Genomic DNA, 25128 nt, shown 5'->3' with positions numbered 1-25128 from the left:
GGGCCCATTATCGGCCCCTTTTTTCAATTTATACTGTTTGGCTCCCGGCCGGGCAGTTCACATCTCCCGAGGATTTAAGAATGGCTGAAATTACCGCATCCCTGGTAAAAGAGCTGCGTGAGCGTACTGGCGCAGGCATGATGGATTGCAAAAAAGCGCTGACCGAAGCGAACGGCGATATCGAGCTGGCAATCGAAAACATGCGTAAATCCGGTGCGATCAAAGCAGCTAAGAAAGCAGGCAACGTTGCTGCTGACGGCGTGATCATCACCAAAATCGACGGCACCTACGGCATCATTCTGGAAGTTAACTGCCAGACTGACTTCGTTGCTAAAGATGCTGGTTTCCAGGCATTTGCTAACAAAGTTCTGGACGCCGCGGTTGCAGGCAAAATCACTGACGTTGAAGTTCTGAAAGCACAGTTCGAAGAAGAGCGTGTTGCGCTGGTTGCTAAAATCGGTGAGAACATCAACATCCGTCGCGTTGCTTCTCTGGAAGGTGACGTTCTGGGCTCTTACCAGCACGGCGCGCGTATCGGTGTTCTGGTTGCGGCTAAAGGCGCTGACGAAGAGCTGGTTAAACAGCTGGCAATGCACATCGCTGCAAGCAAACCAGAATTCGTTAAGCCAGAAGACGTGTCTGCTGAAGTGGTAGAGAAAGAGTACCAGGTTCAGCTGGACATCGCGATGCAGTCTGGTAAGCCAAAAGAAATCGCAGAGAAAATGGTTGAAGGCCGCATGAAGAAATTCACCGGCGAAGTTTCTCTGACTGGCCAGCCTTTCGTAATGGATCCAAGCAAGTCTGTTGCTCAGCTGCTGAAAGAGCACAACGCTGATGTAACTGGCTTCATCCGCTTCGAAGTGGGCGAAGGCATCGAGAAAGTTGAGACTGACTTCGCAGCAGAAGTTGCTGCAATGTCCAAGCAGTCTTAATGATTGAAAAGGAGCCGCCTGAGGGCGGCTTCTTTTTGTCACCCGTCTCACGAAATCAGACAGGCTCCAGTATCGCTGTGCTGATTTGCGACATATCATGTCGCCAGAATTAACCCCATCTTAATCGTTGACAGTCTCAGGAAAGAAACATGGCTACCAATGCAAAACCCGTGTACAAACGCATTCTGCTTAAGCTGAGTGGCGAAGCGCTGCAAGGATCGGAAGGCTTCGGTATTGACGCAAGCATCCTTGATCGCATGGCACAGGAAATCAAAGAACTGGTCGAACTGGGTATTCAGGTTGGCGTGGTCATTGGCGGTGGCAACCTTTTCCGTGGTGCTGGTCTGGCGAAAGCGGGGATGAACCGCGTAGTGGGCGACCACATGGGTATGCTGGCAACCGTGATGAATGGCCTGGCGATGCGTGATGCGCTTCATCGCGCCTATGTGAACGCTCGCCTGATGTCCGCTATTCCTTTGAATGGCGTATGCGATAACTACAGCTGGGCAGAGGCCATCAGCCTGCTGCGCAACAACCGCGTGGTGATCCTCTCCGCCGGTACGGGTAACCCGTTCTTTACCACCGATTCCGCAGCCTGCCTGCGCGGTATCGAAATCGAAGCCGATGTGGTGCTGAAAGCGACCAAAGTGGATGGCGTGTTTACTGCCGATCCGGCAAAAGATCCGTCTGCGACCATGTACGATCAGCTGAGCTACAGCGAAGTGCTGGAAAAAGAGCTGAAAGTGATGGATCTTGCCGCCTTTACGCTGGCTCGTGACCACAAACTGCCGATCCGTGTCTTCAACATGAACAAGCCTGGCGCGCTGCGTCGCGTTGTTATGGGCGAAAAAGAAGGCACTTTGATCACGGAATAATTTCCGTCGGCGATAAATACAGGTAAGATTCCGCTTTATTTCGAAGTGGTATCTTACCCGGGCGCGCCTTTGGCGTTGTCATGAATTAAACGCGACTATACTTAGCACACCTGTAGCGCTGTGCTGGCGGATAGTCTGCCTGAGACAAGTTTTCAAGGATTCGTAACGTGATTAACGACATCAGAAAAGATGCTGAAGTACGCATGGACAAATGCGTAGAAGCGTTCAAAAACCAAATCAGCAAAATCCGTACTGGCCGTGCTTCCCCAAGCCTGCTGGATGGCATCATCGTAGAATATTACGGTACGCCAACGCCTCTGCGTCAGCTGGCGAGCGTGACGGTAGAAGATACCCGTACCCTGAAAATCAACGTGTTCGACCGCTCAATGAGCCCGGCCGTTGAAAAAGCGATCATGGCATCTGACCTGGGTCTGAACCCAAGCTCTGCGGGTGCTGACATCCGCGTTCCACTGCCTCCGCTGACGGAAGAACGCCGTAAAGACCTGATCAAAGTGGTTCGCGGTGAAGCTGAGCAGGGTCGTGTTTCCGTACGTAACGTACGTCGCGACGCGAACGATAAAGTGAAAGCACTGCTGAAAGAAAAAGAGATCAGCGAAGATGACGATCGTCGTTCTCAGGACGACATTCAGAAAATGACTGACGCTGCCATCAAGAAAATTGATGCGGCGCTAGCAGAAAAAGAAGCGGAACTGATGCAGTTCTGATTTTCGCTGTACACTGATAAACGCCGTTCAGAAGGACGTTGAGTCTTGCTGGCGGCGTTTTGCTTTTATCTGGTCTAACTTTTGGGCATCTCATGAAGCATCTCACTCTCCTCGGCTCGACCGGCTCTATCGGTTGCAGCACTCTCGACGTTGTACGTCATAATCCTGACCGTTACACCGTGGCCGCGCTTGTGGCCGGAAAAAACGTGCAGCGAATGGTCGAACAGTGCCTGGAGTTTACCCCCCGTTTTGCGGTGATGGATGATGAAGAGAGCGCCCGGCAGGTGAAAGCGCTGTTGCAGGAGAAGGGCTGCCGTACCGAGGTGCTCAGCGGGCAACAGGCGGCGTGCGATATGGCCGCGCTTGATGAAGTTGATCAGGTCATGGCGGCAATCGTCGGGGCGGCGGGTCTTCTGCCGACGCTTGCCGCTATTGATGCGGGAAAAGATGTCCTGCTTGCGAACAAAGAGTCGTTGGTCACCTGCGGACGCCTCTTTATGGAGGCGGTTAAAAAGCGTGGGGCGCGACTTTTGCCGGTCGATAGCGAGCACAACGCGATTTTTCAGAGTTTGCCTCAACCTTTTCAACAAAACCTGGGGTACGCTGACCTGGAGCAGAATGGCGTTGTGTCGATTCTGCTTACCGGGTCTGGTGGCCCGTTCCGTGAAACGCCACTGTCTGAATTGAGCGCAATGACGCCGGATCAGGCGTGTCGCCATCCGAACTGGTCAATGGGGCGTAAGATCTCCGTCGATTCGGCCACCATGATGAACAAAGGTCTGGAATACATTGAAGCTCGCTGGCTGTTCAATGCGTCGGCGAAACAGATGGAAGTGCTGATCCACCCGCAATCGGTGATTCACTCGATGGTGCGCTATCAGGACGGCAGCGTGCTGGCACAGTTGGGCGAACCGGATATGCGCACGCCTATCGCTCATACGATGGCGTGGCCAAACCGCGTAAAATCAGGCGTTAAGCCACTCGATTTTTGCAAGCTGAGTTCACTGACGTTTAGCGAGCCTGATTACGACCGTTATCCGTGCCTGAAACTGGCGATGACGGCCTTCGATCAGGGGCAGGCGGCAACAACCGCGCTTAATGCAGCCAATGAAGTGACCGTTGACGCATTCCTGAATCAGCAGATCCGCTTTACCGACATCGCTGCGTTGAATTTATCCGTGCTGGAGATGATGGATTTGCGTGAGCCGCAGAGCGTGGAAGAGGTGCTGGCCGTGGATGAACAGGCACGTATTGTTGCGCGTAAACAGGTGACACGTCTCGCAAGCTGGTGATAAAGCAAGCACTAGTCGTCGTGCTATTTGTTAGCGTTGGGCTTCAGTGATATAGTCTGCGCCACCTGATCGCAGGTATTTGGCTTTAAGTGGTCAGGTAAGCCGTGGTTTGACACGGCTTTTTTATGTATAGGCTTCAGTATTCCTGTGTACCGTTAAATCCTTTCAGGGACTAAAAACGCGTTATGTTGTCTGCGAATCAACCAATAAGCGAAAACTTGCCAGCACATGGCTGTCGCCATGTTGCAATCATCATGGATGGCAATGGCCGCTGGGCGAAAAGACAAGGGAAGATACGAGCCTTTGGGCATAAAGCTGGGGCGAAATCTGTTCGCCGCGCCGTTTCTTTTGCCGCCAATAACGGCATTGATGCGTTAACGCTCTATGCTTTTAGCAGTGAAAACTGGAATCGACCTGCGCAGGAAGTGACTGCGTTGATGGAACTGTTTGTGTGGGCGCTCGATAGTGAAGTAAAAAGCCTGCACCGCCACAACGTCCGCTTGCGTATTATTGGCGATACCAGTCGTTTTAACTCACGTCTACAGGAACGGATTCGCAAAGCAGAAGCGCTGACGGAAAATAATACCGGCCTGACGCTCAATATCGCGGCGAATTACGGCGGACGCTGGGATATTATCCAGGGGGTTCGGCATTTGGCTGAGCAGGTTCAGGAAGGGCTGTTAAGTCCCGACCAGATTGATGAAGAGGCGCTGAGTCAGCAAATCTGCATGAATGAACTGGCACCCGTGGATTTGGTTATAAGGACAGGGGGGGAACATCGCATAAGTAACTTTTTGCTGTGGCAAATCGCCTACGCCGAACTTTACTTTACGGATGTTCTTTGGCCAGATTTTGATGAACAAGACTTTGAAGGTGCGCTGCATGCCTTTGCCAATCGAGAGCGTCGTTTCGGCGGCACCGAGCCTGGTGGCGATAACGCCTGATGGGGGTAGCTTTTGCTGAAGTATCGCCTGATTTCCGCTTTTGTATTAATACCCGTCGTCATCGCAGCGCTGTTTTTACTGCCTCCGGTGGGATTCGCCATTGTTACGCTGGTGGTGTGTATGCTCGCCGCGTGGGAATGGGGGCAGCTTAGCGGCTTTACCTCGCGCACTCAGCGGGTATGGCTGGCGGTACTCTGTGGTTTTTTACTGGCCCTGATGCTGTATACCTTGCCTGAATATCATCACGATGTTCACCAGCCGCTGGTTGCCGGATCCTTATGGATATCGCTGGCCTGGTGGATTGCTGCGCTTGTTTTAGTGCTTTTCTATCCGGGCTCTGCGGCAATCTGGCGTAACTCTAAAGTGTTGCGCCTTATTTTTGGCCTGCTCACCATTGTGCCGTTTTTCTGGGGTATGGTTGCGCTGCGCGCCTGGCACTATGATGAAAACCACTATAGCGGTGCGATATGGCTGCTTTATGTGATGATTCTCGTCTGGGGGGCTGACTCCGGGGCCTATATGTTTGGTAAACTGTTCGGCAAACATAAACTGGCGCCAAAGGTGTCTCCGGGCAAAACCTGGCAAGGTTTCATCGGCGGCCTGTTTACGGCAGCGATCATCTCCTGGGGCTACGGCGTCTGGGCGAATCTTGAGGTTGCCCCCTCTACGCTGCTGGTATGTTCGATTTTCGCGGCGCTGGCATCGGTACTGGGTGATTTAACCGAGAGTATGTTTAAGCGTGAAGCAGGGATTAAGGACAGTGGTCACCTGATTCCAGGACATGGCGGAATACTGGATCGCATTGACAGCCTTACTGCGGCTGTTCCAGTGTTTGCTTGCCTGCTTTTACTGGTGTTTGGGACGATATAACGGAAGGTTTTATGCTGAGCATTCTCTGGAATCTGGCGGCGTTCATTGTTGCACTGGGTGTACTGATTACCGTGCATGAATTTGGCCATTTCTGGGTTGCCCGGCGCTGTGGTGTGCGGGTAGAGCGATTCTCGATTGGCTTTGGTAAATCGCTCTGGAAGCGCACCGACAAGCATGGCACCGAGTTTGTCATTGCTCTGATTCCCCTGGGCGGCTACGTCAAAATGCTCGACGAACGCGTTGAGCCTGTCGCCCCTGAACTTCGACATCGCGCGTTTAACAACAAAACCGTTGGACAACGTGCTGCCATCATTGCTGCCGGTCCGGTAGCCAATTTCATCTTCGCTATCTTCGCCTACTGGCTGGTGTTCATCATCGGCGTGCCTGGCGTACGCCCGGTTGTGGGCGAAATCACCACGGGTTCTGTTGCGGCAACGGCGCAAATTACACCGGGAATGGAACTTAAAGCGATTGATGGTATCGAAACCCCTGATTGGGATGCCGTAAGGTTACAACTGGTTGCCAAAATCGGTGATGAGCAGACAACCGTCAGCGTATCTCCTTTTGGTTCCGACCAGCGGCAGGAAAAAGTGCTGGATTTACGCCACTGGCGCTTTGAGCCAGACAAAGAAGATCCTGTCGCCGCATTGGGGATTCGACCGCGCGGCGCGCAGATCGAGCCGGTATTAGCCGAAGTACAGGCCAAGTCGGCGGCAAGTAAAGCAGGTTTACAAGCGGGTGACAGGATCGTTAAAGTCGATGGTCAGCCATTAACACAATGGATGACCTTTGTTACTCTGGTGCGCGATAATCCAGGCACGCCGCTTGCGCTGGAGGTGGAAAGGCAGGGGAGTGCGCTCTCACTGACCCTCACCCCGGATACCAAATCGGGCGGCGGTAAGGCGGAAGGGTTTGCAGGCGTTGTGCCGAAAGTGATCCCACTGCCAGACGAGTACAAAACAATACGCCAGTATGGGCCGTTTAGCGCCATCGTTGAGGCCACGGATAAAACATGGCAGCTGATGAAGCTAACGGTCAACATGTTGGGGAAATTGATAACCGGTGATGTGAAACTGAACAACCTCAGTGGGCCAATTTCGATTGCTCAGGGGGCTGGGATGTCAGCGGAGTTCGGGGTGATTTACTATCTCATGTTCCTTGCGCTGATTAGCGTGAACCTGGGGATAATCAACCTGTTCCCGCTTCCCGTATTAGATGGGGGCCATCTGCTGTTTTTAGCGATTGAAAAGCTAAAAGGCGGACCGGTATCCGAGCGAGTTCAAGACTTTAGTTATCGCATTGGCTCGATTTTGCTGGTGCTGTTAATGGGGCTTGCACTTTTCAATGATTTCTCTCGGTTGTAAGAGAGTTAGTTAGGAAGAACGCATAATAACGATGGCGATGAAAAAGTTGCTCATAGCGTCGCTGCTGTTTAGCAGCGCGACCGTATACGGTGCTGACGGGTTCGTAGTGAAAGATATTCATTTCGAAGGCCTTCAGCGTGTCGCCGTTGGTGCGGCCCTCCTCAGTATGCCTGTGCGCCCCGGCGATACGGTTAATGATGAAGATATCAGTAACACCATCCGTGCTCTGTTTGCCACTGGCAACTTTGAGGACGTCCGCGTCCTGCGCGATGGTGATACGCTGGTGGTTCAGGTAAAAGAACGTCCAACGATTGCCAGCATCACTTTCTCCGGTAACAAATCGGTGAAAGATGACATGCTCAAGCAGAACCTTGAGGCATCGGGTGTTCGTGTGGGGGAATCTCTGGACCGCACAACCCTTGCAGACATTGAAAAAGGTCTGGAAGACTTCTACTACAGCGTCGGTAAATACAGCGCGAGCGTTAAAGCGGTTGTTACACCGCTGCCACGTAACCGTGTTGATCTGAAACTGGTCTTCCAGGAAGGTGTTTCTGCGAAGATCCAGCAAATCAACATCGTGGGTAACCACGCGTTCAGCACCGACGAACTGATCTCCAACTTCCAGCTGCGTGACGAAGTGCCGTGGTGGAACGTGGTGGGCGATCGTAAATACCAGAAACAGAAACTGGCGGGTGACCTTGAAACCCTGCGCAGCTACTATCTGGATCGCGGTTACGCCCGTTTCAACATCGATTCAACTCAGGTGAGTCTGACTCCGGACAAGAAAGGTATCTACATTACCGTTAACATCACAGAAGGCGATAAGTACACGCTTTCGGGTGTTGAAGTCAGCGGCAACCTGGCAGGGCATTCAGCTGAAATTGAATCGCTGACCAAAATTCAGCCGGGCGATCTGTATAGCGGATCTAAAGTCACCAAAATGGAAGACAGCATTAAGAAGCTGCTCGGCCGTTATGGTTATGCGTATCCGCGTGTGCAAACGCAGCCGGAAATTAACGACACGGATAAAACCGTTAAGCTTCACATTAACGTTGATGCGGGCAACCGTTTCTACGTGCGTAAGATCCGCTTCGAAGGTAACGACACCTCTAAAGATTCTGTTCTGCGCCGTGAAATGCGCCAGATGGAAGGGGCATGGCTGGGAAGCGATCTGGTAGACCAGGGTAAAGAGCGTCTGAACCGTCTGGGCTACTTCGAAACGGTCGATACCGATACTCAGCGTGTACCGGGTCGTCCGGATCAGGTTGATGTCGTCTATAAAGTTAAAGAACGTAATACCGGTAGCTTCAACTTCGGTATTGGTTACGGTACTGAAAGTGGCGTGAGCTTCCAGGTCGGTGTTCAGCAGGATAACTGGCTGGGTACAGGCTACTCTGTCGGTATCAACGGGACGAAAAACGACTACCAGACCTACTCTGAGTTCTCCGTTACCAACCCATACTTCACCGTAGACGGTGTAAGCCTGGGCGGTCGTATCTTCTATAACGACTTTAAAGCGGACGACGCGGACCTCTCCTCGTATACCAACAAGAGTTACGGTCTGGATGGTACGCTCGGCTTCCCGGTTAACGAATACAACACCCTGCGTGCAGGTTTAGGGTACGTGCACAACGACCTGTCCAACATGCAACCGCAGGTGGCGATGTGGCGTTATCTGGACTCCATCGGTCAGTCGGCGAGTACCTCCAGCGATGACAACGGTTTCGCCGCGGATGACTTCACCTTCAACTACGGTTGGACCTACAACCGTCTTGACCGTGGTTACTTCCCGACGGAAGGTTCACGCGTCAACCTGAACGGTAAAGTGACTATCCCTGGCTCGGATAACGAGTTCTACAAGGTCACGCTGGATACGGCGTCCTACTTCCCAATTGATGAAGATCACAAGTGGGTCGTTCTGGGTCGTACCCGTTGGGGTTATGGTGACGGTATCGGAAGCAAAGAGCTGCCGTTCTATGAGAACTTCTACGCCGGTGGTTCAAGCACCGTGCGTGGCTTCCAGTCCAATAACATTGGTCCGAAAGCGGTTTATTACGGCGGTAATGACGAAGATAACTGCGCAAGCCGTGATCCTAAGCAAGTATGTAGCTCTGATGATGCGGTAGGCGGTAACGCTATGGCCGTGGCGAGCCTCGAGTTCATCACGCCGACGCCGTTTATCAGCGACAAGTATGCGAACTCTGTGCGTACCTCCTTCTTTATGGACGCAGGTACGGTGTGGGACACCAACTGGGAGAACACCGCCCAGATGCGTGCAGCTGGTGTGCCAGACTACAGCGATCCGGGCAACATTCGCATGTCCGCAGGTATCGCATTACAATGGATGTCACCGCTGGGGCCGTTGGTCTTCTCTTACGCCCAGCCGTTTAAGAAATACGATGGAGACAAAGCGGAGCAGTTCCAGTTTAACATTGGTAAAACCTGGTAATAATCCGCTGCAATGGAATGCGTTGGCAGTGTAGCGCTGACAACCGGCGATCGGTAAAACGGTCGCCTTGCCACGCAAAGAACGGCACCCCTCGGGTGCCAATGGGATGGTAAGGAGTTAATTGTGAAAAAGTGGTTATTAGCTGCAGGTCTCGGTTTAGCGATGGCAACTTCTGCTCAGGCAGCGGACAAAATTGCAATCGTCAACATGGGTAATTTGTTCCAGCAAGTTGCACAGAAAACCGGTGTTTCTGCAACGCTGGAAAACGAATTCAAAGGCCGTGCGAGCGAACTGCAACGTATGGAAGGTGATCTTCAGTCCAAGATGCAGCGTCTTCAGCGTGATGGTTCTACCATGAAAGCGAGCGAGCGCAGCAAACTGGAAAAAGATGTCATGTCTCAGCGCCAGACCTTCTCTCAGAAAGCGCAGGCTTTCGAGCAGGATCGTCAGCGTCGTTCTAACGAAGAGCGTGGCAAACTGGTGACGCGTATTCAGTCTGCCGTTAAAGCAGTAGCAGCCGATCAGAGCATCGATCTGGTTGTTGATGCGAACGCCGTTGCATTCAACAGCAGCGATGTTAAAGACATCACCGCTGATGTTCTGAAACAGGTTAAATAAGTAATGCCTTCAATTCGACTGGCTGATTTAGCTCAGCAGTTGGATGCAGAATTACACGGTGATGGCGATATCGTCATCACCGCTGTTGCGTCCATGCAATCTGCTAAAGCAGGCACTATTACCTTCATGGTAAGCCCTAAGTACCGTGAACACCTGGCCCAGTGCCAGGCGTCTGCCGTTGTTCTGACGCAGGACGATCTTCCGTTTGCCTCTGGCGCTGCACTGGTAGTGAAAAATCCCTACCTGACCTATGCGCGCATGGCTCAAATTCTTGATACCACGCCGCAGCCGGCACAGAACATTGCAGCCAGTGCTGCGATTGATCCGACGGCTCAGCTGGGTAACAACGTAGCAATCGGCGCAAACGCCGTTATCGAGTCCGGCGTAGTGCTGGGTGATAACGTGGTGATTGGTCCTGGCTGCTTTGTTGGAAAAAATACGAAAATTGGCGCAGGGACTCGTCTGTGGGCCAATGTTTCTGTCTACCATGAGGTTGAGATTGGCGAGAATTGCCTCGTACAGTCCAGCACGGTGATTGGTTCTGACGGATTCGGTTACGCCAACGATCGGGGTAACTGGGTTAAGATCCCTCAATTGGGTCGCGTGATTATTGGCGATCGTGTTGAGATCGGCGCTTGCACAACCATCGACCGTGGTGCGCTTGACGACACCATTATTGGTAACGGTGTTATCATAGATAATCAGTGCCAGATTGCACATAACGTTGTGATTGGCGACAATACCGCAGTTGCGGGTGGTGTTATCATGGCAGGCAGCCTGAAAATTGGCCGTTACTGCATGATTGGCGGTGCCAGCGTGATCAATGGCCATATGGAAATATGCGACAAAGTCACGGTGACGGGGATGGGCATGGTGATGCGTCCAATCACTGAGCCTGGCGTTTATTCCTCAGGTATTCCGCTGCAACCGAACAAGGTATGGCGTAAAACAGCTGCACTGGTGATGAATATTGATGATATGAGCAAGCGACTCAAAGCGATTGAGCGCAAAATCGATCAACAAGACTAAGCGTTCATCCGTTTAACGCTAAATTTCCCGGCCTGTCGGCTTTGTTTATAAACCGGCAGGCCGTGTTATTATTGCTACTTAGTACATTTGACAGGAAGAGTATTTTGACTACTGACACTCATACTCTGCATATTGAAGAGATTTTAGAACTTCTGCCGCACCGCTATCCGTTTTTACTGGTAGACCGTGTGCTGGATTTTGAAGAAGGTCGTTTTCTGCGCGCAGTGAAAAATGTCTCCGTTAACGAGCCGTTCTTCCAGGGGCACTTCCCTGGTAAGCCTATCTTCCCGGGTGTGTTGATCCTGGAAGCGATGGCACAGGCAACCGGTATTCTGGCGTTTAAAAGCGTAGGTAAACTGGAGCCGGGTGAACTCTATTACTTCGCGGGTATCGATGAAGCGCGCTTCAAGCGTCCGGTCGTGCCTGGTGATCAAATGATCATGGAAGTCACTTTTGAAAAAACGCGTCGCGGCCTGACTCGCTTCAAAGGCGTAGCTATGGTTGACGGCAAAGTTGTTTGCGAAGCGACAATGATGTGTGCGCGTAGCCGGGAGGCCTGATACGTGATTGATAAATCCGCCTTTATTCATCCTACCGCCATTGTGGAAACGGGTGCCATCATTGGCGCTAACGTCCACATTGGCCCGTTTTGTATTGTTGGACCCCATGTCGAAATTGGTGAGGGTACAGTACTGAAATCTCACGTTGTCGTGAATGGTCATACCACCATTGGCTGCAACAATGAGATCTATCAGTTCGCCTCCATCGGCGAAGTTAACCAGGATCTTAAGTATGCTGGCGAACCGACCCGCGTGGAAATCGGCGATCGTAACCGCATTCGCGAAAGCGTCACCATTCATCGTGGTACAACGCAAGGCGGTGGATTGACGAAGGTGGGCAGCGACAACCTGTTTATGGTTAATGCGCATATTGCGCATGACTGTACCGTGGGTAGCCGCTGTATTCTCGCCAACAACGCAACGCTGGCGGGACACGTATCGGTCGATGATTTCGCGATTATTGGCGGCATGACCGCAGTCCATCAGTTCTGCATCATTGGTGCACACGTGATGGTCGGCGGATGCTCCGGTGTGGCGCAGGACGTCCCACCGTTTGTGATTGCGCAGGGCAACCATGCCACGCCGTTTGGCGTGAACATTGAAGGCCTCAAGCGTCGTGGCTTCAGCCGCGAAGCAATTACCGCGATCCGCAACGCGTACAAATTGCTGTACCGTAGCGGTAAAACGCTGGAAGAGGCTAAGCCGGAAATTGCCGAGCTGGCGAATAAGCACCCTGAAGTGAAAACGTTCATGGAATTCTTTGAACGTTCAACCCGTGGTCTGATTCGTTAATGGTCGACAGTCGTCCGCTTACCATCGCCCTGGTCGCCGGAGAAACCTCCGGCGATATTCTTGGTGCAGGTCTTATCCGCGCGCTTAAAGCCCGTGTACCCAATGCCCGCTTTGTGGGCGTGGCTGGGCCGCTGATGCAGGCCGAAGGCTGTGAAGCCTGGTACGAAATGGAAGAGCTGGCCGTGATGGGCATCGTCGAGGTGCTGGGCCGCCTGCGCCGCCTGCTGCATATCCGCGCCGACCTTACCCGCCGTTTTACCGACCTCAAGCCCGATGTGTTTGTCGGCATTGATGCGCCTGATTTCAATATTACCCTTGAAGGGAACCTGAAAAAGCAGGGGATCAAAACGATCCATTACGTCAGTCCGTCCGTGTGGGCGTGGCGACAGAAACGCGTTTTCAAAATCGGACGGTCCACCAATCTGGTGCTGGCTTTTCTGCCTTTCGAAAAAGCGTTTTACGACAGATTTAATGTTCCGTGCCGTTTTATCGGTCATACCATGGCGGATGCCATGCCGCTGGATCCGGATAAAAACGCCGCGCGTGACGCACTGGGCATTCCGCATGATGTGCACTGTCTGGCGCTGCTGCCGGGAAGCCGGGGTGCGGAAGTTGAAATGCTCAGTGCCGATTTCCTGAAAACGGCGCAGATTCTTCGCAAGACGTACCCCGATCTTGAAGTGGTCGTGCCGCTGGTGAATGCCAAACGCCGCGAGCAGTTTGAGCGTATCAAGGCCGATGTCGCCCCGGATCTTCACGTCCGCCTGCTGGACGGGAAAGGGCGGGAAGCGATGTTTGCGAGCGATGCCGCACTGCTGGCCTCTGGTACGGCTGCGCTGGAGTGTATGCTGGCGAAATGCCCGATGGTGGTCGGCTATCGCATGAAGCCCTTTACCTTCTGGCTGGCAAAGCGTCTGGTAAAAACAGATTACGTATCCCTGCCAAACCTGCTTGCGGGTCGCGAGCTGGTGAAAGAGCTTTTGCAAGATGAATGCCAGCCGCAGGCGCTGGCGGAGGCATTACTGCCGCTGCTCGCCAACGGTAAAACCAGTCACCAGATGCACGATACCTTCCGCGAACTGCATCAACTGATCCGCTGTAATGCTGATGAGCAGGCGGCCGATGCGGTGCTGGAGTTAGCACAATGATGGAATTTATTTATCCCCATACCCACCTCGTTGCTGGTGTGGATGAAGTCGGTCGTGGCCCGTTAGTCGGTGCCGTTGTGACCGCGGCGGTGATCCTCGATCCAGCCCGCCCGATCGTTGGCCTGAACGACTCGAAAAAACTGAGCGAAAAGCGTCGCCTGGCGCTGTTCGATGAAATTAAAGAGAAGGCGCTGGCCTGGAGTCTCGGGCGCGCAGAGCCGGAAGAGATCGACGATCTGAATATTCTGCATGCCACCATGCTGGCGATGCAGCGTGCCGTTGCTGGTCTGAAGATTGTGCCTGAATATGTGCTGATCGACGGTAATCGTTGCCCGGCGCTGCCGATGCCTTCAATGGCTGTTGTAAAAGGCGATAGCCGCGTCGCAGAAATCAGTGCGGCGTCAATCATTGCCAAAGTGACGCGCGATGCCGAAATGGCCGCGCTGGACCTCACTTATCCCGCGTATGGTTTCGCCCAGCACAAGGGATATCCAACGGCTTTCCATCTGGAAAAGCTGGCTGAACATGGCGCAACTGAACATCATCGGCGCAGCTTTGGCCCGGTGAAACGCGCGCTGGGACTGGTGTCCTGAATCAAGACGCAAGCAATTAAGTAACGCGGGATCTGAAGATGGCTGAACCACGTTTCGTACACCTGCGGGTGCATAGCGACTACTCCATGATCGATGGGCTGGCTAAGACCGGGCCGCTGGTAAAAAAGGCGGCCTCGCTTGGCATGCCTGCGCTGGCGATCACCGATTTTACCAACCTGTGTGGCCTGGTGAAGTTCTACGGAACGGCGCATGGCGCAGGATTAAAGCCTATCGTCGGCGCGGATTTTCACGTGCAGAGCGATCTCATCGGCGATGAACTGACGCAAATCTCCGTGTTAGCCATGAATAACACGGGTTATCAGAACCTCACTCTGCTGATCTCAAAGGCCTACCAGCGTGGCTACGGCGCACTGGGTCCATGGATTGACCGCGACTGGCTGGCGGAGCTGAACGAAGGTTTGCTGCTGATCTCCGGTGGCCGTATGGGAGATGTCGGCAAATGTCTGCTGCGCGGTAACAACGCGCTGGTGGATCAGTGCGTCTCGTTCTACGAAGAGTATTTCCCGGATCGCTATTACCTGGAGCTGATCCGTACCGGACGTGCGGACGAAGAGAGCTATTTGCATGCGGCAGTCGCCCTCGCGGAAGAGCGTGGTCTGCCTGTGGTGGCCACCAACGATGTGCGCTTCCTTGAGCCGGGCGATTTTGACGCGCACGAAATTCGCGTCGCTATTCACGACGGTTTCACCCTCGACGATCCAAAACGCCCGCGCAACTACTCCTCGCAGCAGTACATGCGCAATGAAGAGGAGATGTGCGAGCTATTCTCCGACATCCCGGAAGCGCTGGAAAACAGCGTAGAGATTGCCAAGCGCTGTAACGTTACCGTGCGTCTCGGCGAATACTTCCTGCCGCAGTTCCCGACGGGCGACATGACCACGGAAGATTTCCTGGTCATGAAATCGAAAGAAGGTCTGGAAGAGCGTCTGGAATTCCTCTTCCCGGATGAAGCGGTTCGTAAAGAGAAGCGCCCTGAATACGACGAGCGCCTGGATATTGAACTCCAGGTGATCAACCAGATGGGGTTCCCGGGCTACTTCCTGATCGTAATGGAGTTTATCCAGTGGTCGAAGGATAACGGCGTACCGGTTGGTCCGGGCCGTGGTTCCGGCGCTGGCTCGCTGGTGGCGTACGCGCTGAAAATCACCGACCTCGATCCGCTGGAATTCGACCTGCTGTTCGAACGTTTCCTTAACCCGGAACGTGTCTCCATGCCCGACTTCGACGTCGACTTCTGCATGGAAAAACGCGACCAGGTGATTGAGCACGTGGCTGATATGTACGGTCGTGATGCGGTTTCGCAGATCATTACCTTTGGTACGATGGCGGCGAAAGCGGTTATCCGCGACGTGGGCCGCGTCCTGGGCCACCCGTACGGTTTTGTCGATCGTATCTCTAAGCTGGTGCCGCCCGATCCGGGCATGACCCTGGCGAAAGCCTTTGAAGCCGAACCTCAGCTGCCGGAAATCTACGAAGCCGACGAAGAGGTGAAAGCGCTGATCGACATGGCGCGCAAGCTGGAAGGCGTCACGCGAAATGCCGGTAAGCATGCGGGGGGCGTGGTTATCGCCCCGACCAAAATTACCGACTTCGCGCCGCTGTACTGCGACGAAGCGGGCCAGCACCCGGTCACCCAGTTTGATAAGAACGACGTAGAATACGCCGGGCTGGTGAAGTTTGACTTCCTCGGCCTGCGTACGCTAACCATCATCAACTGGGCGCTGGAGATGATCAACGCCCGTCGCGAGAAGAACGGCGAACCGCCGCTGGATATCGCGGCCATCCCGCTTGATGACAAGAAAAGTTTCGACATGCTGCAACGCTCGGAGACGACAGCCGTCTTCCAGCTTGAATCCCGTGGCATGAAAGATTTGATTAAGCGTCTGCAACCTGACTGCTTCGAAGATATGATCGCGCTGGTGGCCCTGTTCCGTCCGGGCCCGTTGCAGTCGGGGATGGTGGATAACTTTATCGACCGTAAACACGGGCGCGAAGAGATTTCCTACCCGGACGTGCAGTGGCAGCATGAAAGCCTGAAACCGGTACTGGAGCCGACCTACGGCATCATCCTGTATCAGGAACAGGTCATGCAGATCGCCCAGGTGCTTTCTGGTTATACCCTTGGCGGCGCAGACATGCTGCGTCGTGCGATGGGTAAGAAAAAGCCGGAAGAGATGGCCAAGCAGCGTTCCATCTTTGAGGATGGGGCGAAGAAAAACGGCGTCGATGGCGAACTGGCGATGAAAATCTTCGACCTGGTGGAGAAATTCGCCGGGTACGGATTTAACAAATCTCACTCCGCCGCCTATGCTTTGGTGTCGTATCAGACGCTGTGGCTGAAGGCTCACTATCCCGCTGAGTTTATGGCGGCGGTAATGACCGCCGATATGGACAACACCGAGAAGGTGGTTGGCCTGGTGGACGAGTGCTGGCGCATGGGCCTGAAGATCCTGCCGCCGGATATTAACTCGGGCCTGTATCATTTCCACGTTAACGATGACGGGGAAATCGTCTATGGGATCGGCGCGATCAAGGGCGTGGGTGAGGGGCCGATCGAGGCGATCATCGAAGCGCGTAACAACGGCGGCTATTTCCGCGAGTTATTTGATCTGTGCGCCCGCACCGATACCAAAAAACTGAACCGCCGCGTGCTGGAAAAATTGATTATGTCCGGCGCGTTTGACAGGCTGGGGCCACACCGCGCCGCGCTGATGAACTCGCTTGGCGATGCGCTGAAAGCGGCGGATCAGCACGCGAAAGCGGAAGCCATTGGCCAGGCGGATATGTTCGGCGTGCTGGCGGAAGAGCCAGAGCAGATTGAGCAGTCTTATTCCAACTGCCAGCCCTGGCCAGAACAGGTGGTGCTGGATGGGGAGCGTGAGACGTTAGGCCTGTACCTGACGGGGCACCCGATCAACCAGTACCTCAAAGAAATTGAGCGCTATGTCGGCGGCCACAGGCTTAAAGACATGCATCCGACAGAACGTGGTAAAATCACCACGGCTGCGGGGCTCGTGATTGCTGCAAGGGTAATGGTCACCAAGCGCGGCAATCGTATCGGCATCTGTACCCTGGATGACCGTTCCGGGCGTCTGGAGGTGATGTTGTTCACCGACGCGCTGGATAAATACCAGCAATTGCTGGAAAAAGACCGCATACTTATCGTCAGCGGACAGGTCAGCTTTGATGACTTCAGCGGGGGGCTTAAAATGACCGCCCGCGAAGTGATGGACATTGACGAAGCCCGGGAAAAATATGCTCGCGGGCTTGCTATCTCGCTGACGGACAGGCAAATTGATGACCAGCTTTTAAACCGACTCCGTCAGTCTCTGGAACCCCACCGCTCGGGGACCATTCCAGTACATCTCTACTATCAGAGGGCGGATGCACGTGCGCGGTTGCGCTTTGGTGCAACGTGGCGTGTCTCTCCGAGCGATCGTTTACTGAACGATCTCCGTGGCCTCATTGGTTCGGAGCAGGTGGAACTGGAGTTTGACTAATACAGGAATACTATGAGTCTGAATTTCCTTGATTTCGAACAGCCGATTGCAGAGCTGGAAGCGAAAATCGATTCTCTGACAGCCGTAAGCCGTCAGGATGAAAAACTGGATATTAACATCGACGAAGAAGTGCATCGTCTGCGCGAAAAAAGCGTAGAACTGACGCGCAAAATCTTTGCCGATCTCGGCGCATGGCAGATCGCCCAGCTGGCGCGTCATCCACAGCGTCCGTACACCCTGGATTATGTCCGCCTGGCGTTTGACGAATTTGACGAACTGGCAGGCGACCGCGCATACGCTGACGATAAAGCTATCGTCGGTGGGATCGCGCGTCTGGATGGACGTCCGGTGATGATCATTGGTCACCAGAAAGGCCGTGAAACCAAAGAGAAAATCCGTCGTAACTTCGGTATGCCAGCACCAGAAGGCTACCGTAAGGCCCTGCGTCTGATGGAGATGGCTGAGCGTTTCAATATGCCAATCATCACTTTCATCGACACGCCGGGTGCTTACCCGGGTGTTGGCGCGGAAGAGCGCGGTCAGTCTGAAGCCATCGCACGCAACCTGCGTGAGATGTCTCGCCTGAGCGTGCCGGTCATCTGTACCGTTATCGGTGAAGGTGGTTCCGGCGGTGCGCTGGCCATTGGCGTGGGCGATAAAGTGAATATGCTACAGTACAGCACCTATTCCGTTATCTCTCCGGAAGGCTGTGCCTCCATTCTGTGGAAAAGCGCCGATAAAGCGCCACTGGCTGCGGAAGCGATGGGCATCATTGCCCCGCGTCTGAAAGAGCTGAAGCTGATCGACACCGTTATCCCTGAACCACTGGGTGGCGCACACCGTAAGCCGGAAGTGATGGCGGCTTCCCTGAAAGCACAGCTGCTGGCAGACCTGGCGGACCTGGACGTGCTGAGCAAAGAAGATCTGCTCAACCGTCGTTATCAGCGTCTGATGACCTACGGTTACGCGTAAGCCTCACAATTATCCTAAAAGCCGCACATTGTTGCGGCTTTTTTTATACCTGCCGTTTACCTTAACTATGCTTATCTGATGTTTTTCAAGGAGGTAAACCATGAACATCATTGCCATCATGGGGCCACACGGCGTCTTTTATAAAGACGAACCTATCAAGGAGCTGGAGCAAGCCCTTAAAGCACGCGGATATCAGCTGATATGGCCGCAAAACAGCGCCGACCTGCTGAAATTTATCGAACACAATCCGCGTATCTGTGGCGTGATATTCGACTGGGACGAATACGACATGGAGTTGTGCAGCGATATCAATAAGCTCAACGAATATCTTCCGCTGTACGCCTTTATCAACACTCACTCAACCATGGACGTCAGCGCGCACGATATGCGTATGGCGCTGTGGTTTTTCGAATACTCACTCGGCGTTGCCGAGGACATTGCGACCCGCATTCAACAGTACACCGGTGAATACCTTGATAACATCACACCGCCGTTTACGCGCGCGCTGTTCACCTATGTGAATGAAGGGAAGTACACCTTCTGTACGCCAGGCCATATGGCGGGAACGGCCTATCAAAAAAGTCCGGTGGGATGTCTGTTCTACGATTTCTTCGGCGGCAACACGCTGAAAGCGGATGTGTCGATTTCGGTTACCGAGCTGGGATCTCTGCTGGATCATACCGGTCCGCATCTGGAAGCTGAAGAGTACATCGCCCGTACCTTTGGCGCCGAGCAAAGCTACATGGTGACCAACGGTACCTCAACCTCGAACAAAATCGTCGGGATGTACGCCGCGCCTGCCGGCAGTACGCTGCTGATTGACCGCAACTGCCATAAATCACTGGCGCATTTGCTGATGATGAGCGACGTGGTGCCTCTCTGGCTGTCGCCAACGCGTAATGCACTGGGGATCCTCGGCGGTATTCCTCGCCGTGAGTTCGCGCATGACGCCATTGAAACCAAGATCGCGGCGATCCCCGAGGCAAGCTGGCCCGTCCATGCGGTGATCACCAATTCCACCTATGACGGGCTGCTTTACAACACGAACTGGATCAAGCAGACGCTGGATGTGCCGTCGATCCACTTTGACTCTGCGTGGGTGCCTTATACCAATTTCCACCCGATTTATTCCGGTAAAAGCGGGATGAGCGGCGAGCGGGTGCCGGGCAAAGTGTTCTTCGAAACGCAGTCGACGCACAAAATGCTGGCCGCGTTTTCGCAGGCTTCGTTAATCCATATTAAAGGCGAGTACGACGAGGATACGTTTAACGAAGCCTTTATGATGCACACCACTACGTCGCCGAGCTACCCGCTGGTGGCGTCCATCGAAACGGCGGCGGCGATGCTGCGGGGTAATCCGGGTAAACGCCTGATCAATCGTTCGGTCGAGCGGGCGCTGCATTTCCGTAAAGAGGTTCAGCGGCTTAAAGATGAAGCGGACGGCTGGTTCTTTGATATCTGGCAGCCGGAAGAGATTGATGAAGCAGAATGCTGGCCCGTCGCGCCGGGGGAGAGCTGGCACGGCTTCCGGGATGCGGATGCGGACCATATGTTCCTCGATCCGGTTAAGGTGACGATCCTGACGCCGGGTATGGATGAGCAGGGCGTGATGGGTGAGGAGGGGATCCCGGCTGCGCTGGTGGCGAAGTTCCTCGATGAGCGCGGCGTGGTGGTGGAGAAAACCGGCCCCTATAATTTGCTCTTCCTGTTCAGCATCGGGATCGATAAAACCCGCGCGATGGGGCTGCTGCGCGGACTGATGGAGTTCAAGCGCGCATACGATCTGAACCTGCGGGTGAAGAATATGCTGCCTGATCTCTACGCGGAAGATCCTGACTTTTACCGCAACATGCGTATTCAGGATCTGGCCCAGGGGATCCACAGGCTGATCCGCCAGCATGATCTGCCGCGCCTGATGTTGCAGGCATTTGATGTCCTGCCGGAAATGAAGCTGACGCCGCACAGAGCGTGGCAACGCCAGGTAAAAGGGGAGGTTGAAACCGTTGAGCTGGAGAACCTGGTCGGACGCGTGTCGGCCAACATGATCCTGCCTTATCCGCCGGGCGTGCCGCTGCTGATGCCGGGTGAGATGATCACCGAGGAGAGCCGGGCGGTGCTTGATTTCCTGCTGATGCTCTGTTCGGTGGGGCGCCACTATCCCGGTTTTGAGACGGATATTCATGGTGCGAAACGCGATGATAACGGCGTGTACTGGGTGAGAGTCTTAAAATAAAAGGGGCCGCTTGCCAGGGGCAGGTTGTCGGTTGTAACGTTCTGGGCATCATAAAAAGGAGAAACTATGCTGGGTTTAAAAGCTGTTCATCATATTGCGATCATTGCCAACGATTACGCGAAAAGTAAGGCGTTCTACTGCGACGTTCTCGGCTTTACGCTGTTAAGCGAGGCCTACCGTGAGGAGCGCGACTCCTGGAAAGGCGATCTGGCGTTAAACGGACAATATGTGATTGAACTGTTCTCTTTTCCTTTCCCGCCAGCACGTCCTTCGCGCCCGGAAGCCTGCGGCCTGCGCCACCTGGCCTTCAGCGTCGATGACCTGGACAGTGCGGTAAAGCATCTGGAAGCCCACGGCGTGGCCTGTGAAGCGATTCGCGTCGATCCCTTTACCGATAAACGTTTCACTTTTTTCAACGATCCGGACGGCCTTCCGCTGGAGCTTTACCAGCAGTAATCACCGTCTTGTGTGATAATGCCCGTTCACTTCGGGCATTTTTTATGTGTAATTTTCTATGACCCTACCCGCTATCGCGCACGCCGTTTCGCCCTACCGCCAGCTGCTGGTGGGGTTTAGCGGTGGCCTGGATTCCACCGTATTGCTTCACCGTCTAAAACTCTGGCGTGACCGTGAGCCTGACGTCCAGCTGCGGGCGATGCATATCCATCACGGCTTAAGCCCACATGCCGACGAGTGGGTGGCGCACTGCGAAGCGGTGTGCTCAGGGTGGGCAATCCCGCTGATTGTTGAGCGCGTTACGCTTGAGGATGAAGGGCTGGGTATTGAGGCGCAGGCACGGAAAGCCCGCTACGCCGCGTTTTCCGGCGCATTACAGCCTGGAGAAGCCTTAGTTACCGCGCAGCATCTGGACGATCAGTGCGAGACATTTTTACTGGCGCTTAAGCGGGGCAGCGGACCTGCGGGTTTATCCGCCATGCCTGAGCGCGCTGATTTTGCCGGTACAGAGCTCATCCGTCCGCTGCTGGGCGAGATGCGCGCGTCACTGGAAGCCTGGGCGCAGCAGCATCATCTGCGCTGGATTGAAGACGAAAGCAATCAGGACGACAGTTACGACCGTAACTTCCTGCGTCTGCGCGTTTTACCGCTTTTGAGCGAACGCTGGGCGCATTTTTCCGAAGCGGCGGCCAGAAGCGCCATGCTTTGTGCTGAACAGGAAAGCTTGCTGGATGAGTTGCTGAACGAGGAGCTGAATTCGCTGATTACCGCTGACGGTGCCCTGAACATTGCGCCGTTAAACGTGATGAGCCCCGTGCGTCGGGCTGCTCTGATTCGTCGCTGGCTGGCTACCCATCGTGCAGCAATGCCGTCCCGGGCGATGCTCAACCGTATCTGGGAGGAAGTAGCAGAGGCGCGGGAAGATGCCGCACCGTGTATACATCTGAATGGATTTGACGTCAGGCGTTATAAGGGGCAACTCTGGTGGGTAAAATCTGTGCCGTCGATGGCTGACGTTGTGCTCGACTGGCCATCGCCAGCGAAAGCATTAACGCTACCGTTGAATGCGGGTGTCGTTGCGTTAAGCCCATCGGGTAATGTGCGTCTACCTGAGCCGGACGAGAACGTCACCATACGCTTCAGGGCCAGCGGCATGCTGCATATCGTCGGGCGTAACGGCGGGCGTAAGCTGAAGAAAATCTGGCAGGAACAGAGCGTTCCGCCCTGGCGACGTGATACCACGCCGCTTCTGTTTTACGGCGACACGCTCATCGCGGCGGCAGGGGTGTTTATTACTCAGGCAGGGTGGGCCGAAGCCGGTGTGAAGTTTGAATGGAAAGCGTAACGGGCAGCCTGGCTGCCCGTTTGTTATCAGGATTCGCTCACCACAACGGTGCCGATTTCCGGATGGCTGAAACTGGCAATCTTGTCGAGGCGTAGCTCACGCGTTGCACCTGCATCTTCCACAACCAGGTATTCCACATTTTTACGGGAAACCAGATCGCTGGCCTTAGCCTTTAGCACTTCGCCATCTTTTAGCTCCAGCGTCAGTATTAAATGATGCTGGCAGGCGAGTTCGAGGTTGTCATAGTCATCACAATTGATGGGTTGATAAGTATCATTCATCGACATAATCGCTCACCAGTAAATTCGCCGCAGCATACGCTGCTTTTTCCCTGACCGATTCAGAAAGGCTCTCATCAGAGGCCACTTCATTTAGCACGTTCAATACACAGCCCAACGCATCCGGGATGTACCCCAGATCTCCGCTGGCGATTTCCGCATACCGTTTGCGAATCAACTCACAATAATTATTCACATCACCTCCTGCCAGCGTACTGACTTACTGTGAGATATCATTAAGCCTACGAAGTTAAACTCGGTTTAGCAAGGTGACTATACCATACTCATTTAAGCAATATCAGCGCCTTGATAAGAGGGAAGCACCACCTCGTAACAGCCTTTTGCCGCGGTTTTCGCTACAATGTACGCCTGAATCGAAAGGAGTTCTCTCATGGCGCTGAAAGCGACAATTTATAAAGCTGTGGTCAATGTGGCAGATCTTGACCGTAACCAGTTTCTGGATGCGTCATTGACGCTGGCGCGTCACCCTTCTGAAACCCAGGAGCGCATGATGCTGCGTCTGCTGGCGTGGATTAAGTATGCCGACGACCGTCTGCAATTTACCCGTGGTTTAAGCGCGGAAGATGAACCGGAAGCCTGGCTGCGCAACGATCATCTGGGTATTGATTTATGGATTGAGCTTGGCCTGCCTGATGAACGCCGGATCAAAAAGGCGTGCACCCAGTCTGCTGAAGTGGCGTTGTTTGCCTACAACCAGCGCGCCGCGGAGATCTGGTGGCAACAAATCAAAAATAAATGTGCGCAGTTCAAAAACCTGACCGTCTGGTATCTGGATGATGAACAGCTTTCGCAGCTGAGTGCGTTCGCCAGCCGGACGATGGCGCTACAGGCAACCATTCAGGACGGGGCTATCTGGCTTTCCGATTCTCAGAATAATCTGGAAATACATCTCACGGCCTGGCAGCCCGCATCATGATTGTTTTGTCCCGAAACGTCAGCATCCCTGATAACGAGCTGGAGATCACCGCCATCCGTGCCCAGGGAGCAGGGGGGCAGCACGTTAACAAGGCCTCAACGGCTATCCATTTGCGCTTTGACATTCGGGCCTCCAGCCTGCCAGAGTATTATAAAGAAAGCCTGCTTGCCGCCAGCCATCACCTGATCACCAGCGAGGGTGTAATGGTGATTAAAGCGCAGGAGTATCGCAGCCAGGAACTTAACCGGGAAGCGGCAATAGCCCGGCTGGTCGCGGTCATCAAGGAGCTGACGGCTGTGCAAAAAAGTCGCCGGGCAACCCGTCCAACACGGGCATCGAAAGAACGTCGGTTGTCATCGAAGGCGCAAAAATCCACTGTAAAATCACTGCGTGGCAAAGTCCGTCACCCGTAATGTGACGAAAGGGACACCCTTTTTCATAAGGAAAGTATTGTGAAAAAAGCATTATTATCAGCGCTGGCCGTGACAAGCCTGTTCGCGCTTTTTGGCTGTAACAACCGTTCAGAAACGCAGGTACTACAGCCAACGCAAAACGAAGAATTAAAGCCGATGCAGCAGAGCTGGCGCGGCGTATTGCCATGTGCAGATTGCGAGGGCATCGAAACCTCTCTGTTCCTGCAAAAAGATGGCACCTGGGTAATGAACCAGCGTTACCAGGGGGCGAAAGAGCCGTCTTCTTTCGCAACTTACGGAACATGGGCGCGTACGGCTGAGAAGCTGGTATTGACGGATACCACGGGCGATAAAACGTATTTCCGCGCCAAAGGCGAGGGGATGGAAATGCTCGATCGCGAAGGCAATCCGATTGAATCCCAGTTCAACTACACGTTGGCCCCGGTGAAAGCGACCCTGCCAGCCACCCCAATGGCGATGCGAGGGATGTATTTCTACATGGCGGATGCGGCGATATTCACGGACTGTGCTACCGGGAAGAAAGTCAGCGTGGCGAACAATGCCCAACTGGAGCGTGACTATGCCGTCGCGCGCGGCAATGACAGTAAGCCCGTGTTGCTGACGGTTGAAGGGCATTTTACGCTGGAGCCAAATCCGGATAGCGGCGAGCTGGTGAAGACGCTGGTGGCAGATAAAGACGCGAAGTTTGCTGCGGGTAAAGACTGCGAAAGCAAATAAGATATAGCCATTAAAAAACCCCGCACTGGCGGGGTTTTTTGTTG

General features: G+C 54.0%; 24 protein-coding genes. 22 read left to right on the top strand and 2 right to left on the bottom strand.

Annotated elements, in window-relative coordinates:
- Positions 1-80: 80 nt before the first annotated feature.
- The 19 genes from tsf to tilS all read left to right on the top strand — a co-directional run bounded on the left by tsf (position 81) and on the right by tilS (position 22718).
- A complete protein-coding gene (tsf, locus tag BH712_RS10180; protein WP_006810044.1) occupies positions 81-932 on the top strand; it encodes a translation elongation factor Ts in 852 nt (283 codons plus the stop codon).
- Positions 933-1081: 149 nt separating this feature from the next.
- Positions 1082-1807 (top strand): UMP kinase, encoded by a 726-nt coding sequence (pyrH, locus tag BH712_RS10175; RefSeq protein ID WP_003856194.1) that lies wholly within the window; start codon positions 1082-1084, stop codon positions 1805-1807.
- Between the two features lie 167 nt (positions 1808-1974).
- Positions 1975-2532: a ribosome recycling factor gene (frr, locus tag BH712_RS10170; protein WP_003856180.1), complete on the top strand. Its 558-nt coding sequence runs from the start codon at positions 1975-1977 to the stop codon at positions 2530-2532.
- 92 nt (positions 2533-2624) lie between these two features.
- Positions 2625-3824: a 1-deoxy-D-xylulose-5-phosphate reductoisomerase gene (gene ispC / locus BH712_RS10165; protein WP_006810043.1), complete on the top strand. Its 1200-nt coding sequence runs from the start codon at positions 2625-2627 to the stop codon at positions 3822-3824.
- 185 nt (positions 3825-4009) lie between these two features.
- On the top strand, positions 4010-4768 hold the full coding sequence (gene ispU / locus BH712_RS10160; RefSeq protein ID WP_032673638.1) for a (2E,6E)-farnesyl-diphosphate-specific ditrans,polycis-undecaprenyl-diphosphate synthase: 759 nt from the start codon (positions 4010-4012) through the stop codon (positions 4766-4768).
- Positions 4769-4780: 12 nt separating this feature from the next.
- Positions 4781-5638: a phosphatidate cytidylyltransferase gene (gene cdsA, locus BH712_RS10155; protein WP_003856175.1), complete on the top strand. Its 858-nt coding sequence runs from the start codon at positions 4781-4783 to the stop codon at positions 5636-5638.
- An 11-nt stretch (positions 5639-5649) separates the two neighbouring features.
- Complete coding sequence (rseP, locus tag BH712_RS10150; RefSeq protein ID WP_006810041.1) at positions 5650-7002, top strand: sigma E protease regulator RseP; 1353 nt, start codon at positions 5650-5652, stop codon at positions 7000-7002.
- A gap of 31 nt (positions 7003-7033) precedes the next feature.
- Positions 7034-9451: an outer membrane protein assembly factor BamA gene (bamA, locus tag BH712_RS10145; RefSeq protein ID WP_006810040.1), complete on the top strand. Its 2418-nt coding sequence runs from the start codon at positions 7034-7036 to the stop codon at positions 9449-9451.
- 123 nt (positions 9452-9574) lie between these two features.
- Complete coding sequence (gene skp / locus BH712_RS10140) at positions 9575-10069, top strand: molecular chaperone Skp (protein ID WP_006810039.1); 495 nt, start codon at positions 9575-9577, stop codon at positions 10067-10069.
- A 3-nt stretch (positions 10070-10072) separates the two neighbouring features.
- A complete protein-coding gene (gene lpxD, locus BH712_RS10135; protein WP_006810038.1) occupies positions 10073-11098 on the top strand; it encodes a UDP-3-O-(3-hydroxymyristoyl)glucosamine N-acyltransferase in 1026 nt (341 codons plus the stop codon).
- Positions 11099-11202: 104 nt separating this feature from the next.
- Entirely contained in the window at positions 11203-11658 is a 456-nt protein-coding gene (fabZ, locus tag BH712_RS10130) for a 3-hydroxyacyl-ACP dehydratase FabZ (RefSeq protein ID WP_003856165.1), read from the top strand.
- Between the two features lie 3 nt (positions 11659-11661).
- Positions 11662-12450 carry an acyl-ACP--UDP-N-acetylglucosamine O-acyltransferase gene (gene lpxA / locus BH712_RS10125; RefSeq protein WP_003856164.1) on the top strand — a complete coding sequence of 263 codons (789 nt, stop codon included), beginning with the start codon at positions 11662-11664 and terminating at the stop codon, positions 12448-12450.
- Positions 12450-13598 (top strand): lipid-A-disaccharide synthase, encoded by a 1149-nt coding sequence (gene lpxB, locus BH712_RS10120; protein WP_006810036.1) that lies wholly within the window; start codon positions 12450-12452, stop codon positions 13596-13598. The genes lpxA and lpxB overlap by 1 nt, the downstream gene beginning before the upstream one ends.
- Positions 13595-14191, top strand: a complete 597-nt coding sequence (rnhB, locus tag BH712_RS10115; RefSeq protein WP_006810035.1) for a ribonuclease HII — start codon at positions 13595-13597, stop codon at positions 14189-14191. Before lpxB ends, rnhB begins: the two co-directional genes overlap by 4 nt.
- 38 nt (positions 14192-14229) lie before the next feature.
- Positions 14230-17712 (top strand): DNA polymerase III subunit alpha, encoded by a 3483-nt coding sequence (gene dnaE / locus BH712_RS10110; protein WP_006810034.1) that lies wholly within the window; start codon positions 14230-14232, stop codon positions 17710-17712.
- Positions 17713-17724: 12 nt separating this feature from the next.
- Positions 17725-18684 carry an acetyl-CoA carboxylase carboxyl transferase subunit alpha gene (accA, locus tag BH712_RS10105; RefSeq protein WP_006810033.1) on the top strand — a complete coding sequence of 320 codons (960 nt, stop codon included), beginning with the start codon at positions 17725-17727 and terminating at the stop codon, positions 18682-18684.
- A gap of 100 nt (positions 18685-18784) precedes the next feature.
- A complete protein-coding gene (locus BH712_RS10100) occupies positions 18785-20917 on the top strand; it encodes a lysine decarboxylase LdcC (protein WP_006810032.1) in 2133 nt (710 codons plus the stop codon).
- A 66-nt stretch (positions 20918-20983) separates the two neighbouring features.
- Positions 20984-21373, top strand: a complete 390-nt coding sequence (locus tag BH712_RS10095; RefSeq protein WP_006810031.1) for a VOC family protein — start codon at positions 20984-20986, stop codon at positions 21371-21373.
- 58 nt (positions 21374-21431) lie between these two features.
- Complete coding sequence (gene tilS / locus BH712_RS10090; protein ID WP_006810030.1) at positions 21432-22718, top strand: tRNA lysidine(34) synthetase TilS; 1287 nt, start codon at positions 21432-21434, stop codon at positions 22716-22718.
- Positions 22719-22744: 26 nt separating this feature from the next.
- On the opposite strand, the gene rof is transcribed toward tilS, so the two are convergent.
- A complete protein-coding gene (gene rof / locus BH712_RS10085) occupies positions 22745-23005 on the bottom strand; it encodes a Rho-binding antiterminator (protein WP_003856148.1) in 261 nt (86 codons plus the stop codon).
- The gene (locus BH712_RS10080) at positions 22992-23192 is read right to left on the bottom strand and encodes a YaeP family protein (RefSeq protein WP_006810029.1); all 201 of its coding nucleotides are present in this window, start codon (positions 23190-23192) and stop codon (positions 22992-22994) included. Before BH712_RS10080 ends, rof begins: the two co-directional genes overlap by 14 nt.
- Before the next feature lie 195 nt (positions 23193-23387).
- Here BH712_RS10080 and BH712_RS10075 point away from each other — a divergent pair, with 195 nt between their 5' ends.
- Genes BH712_RS10075 through nlpE form a run of 3 tightly spaced genes read left to right on the top strand, consistent with a single transcriptional unit; the run spans position 23388 to position 25084 of the window.
- Positions 23388-23933: a YaeQ family protein gene (locus BH712_RS10075; protein ID WP_006810028.1), complete on the top strand. Its 546-nt coding sequence runs from the start codon at positions 23388-23390 to the stop codon at positions 23931-23933.
- Positions 23930-24346 carry an alternative ribosome rescue aminoacyl-tRNA hydrolase ArfB gene (gene arfB / locus BH712_RS10070; protein ID WP_006810027.1) on the top strand — a complete coding sequence of 139 codons (417 nt, stop codon included), beginning with the start codon at positions 23930-23932 and terminating at the stop codon, positions 24344-24346. The genes BH712_RS10075 and arfB overlap by 4 nt, the downstream gene beginning before the upstream one ends.
- Positions 24347-24385: 39 nt before the next feature.
- Positions 24386-25084 (top strand): envelope stress response activation lipoprotein NlpE, encoded by a 699-nt coding sequence (gene nlpE / locus BH712_RS10065; RefSeq protein ID WP_006810026.1) that lies wholly within the window; start codon positions 24386-24388, stop codon positions 25082-25084.
- The last annotated feature ends 44 nt before the right edge of the window (positions 25085-25128 follow it).

Origin of the sequence: Enterobacter hormaechei ATCC 49162 (assembly GCF_001875655.1) — a bacterium.
Lineage (GTDB): Bacteria > Pseudomonadota > Gammaproteobacteria > Enterobacterales > Enterobacteriaceae > Enterobacter > Enterobacter hormaechei.
Note: the sequence above shows the minus strand (reverse complement) of the source record. Positions and strands in the feature narration are given on the sequence as shown.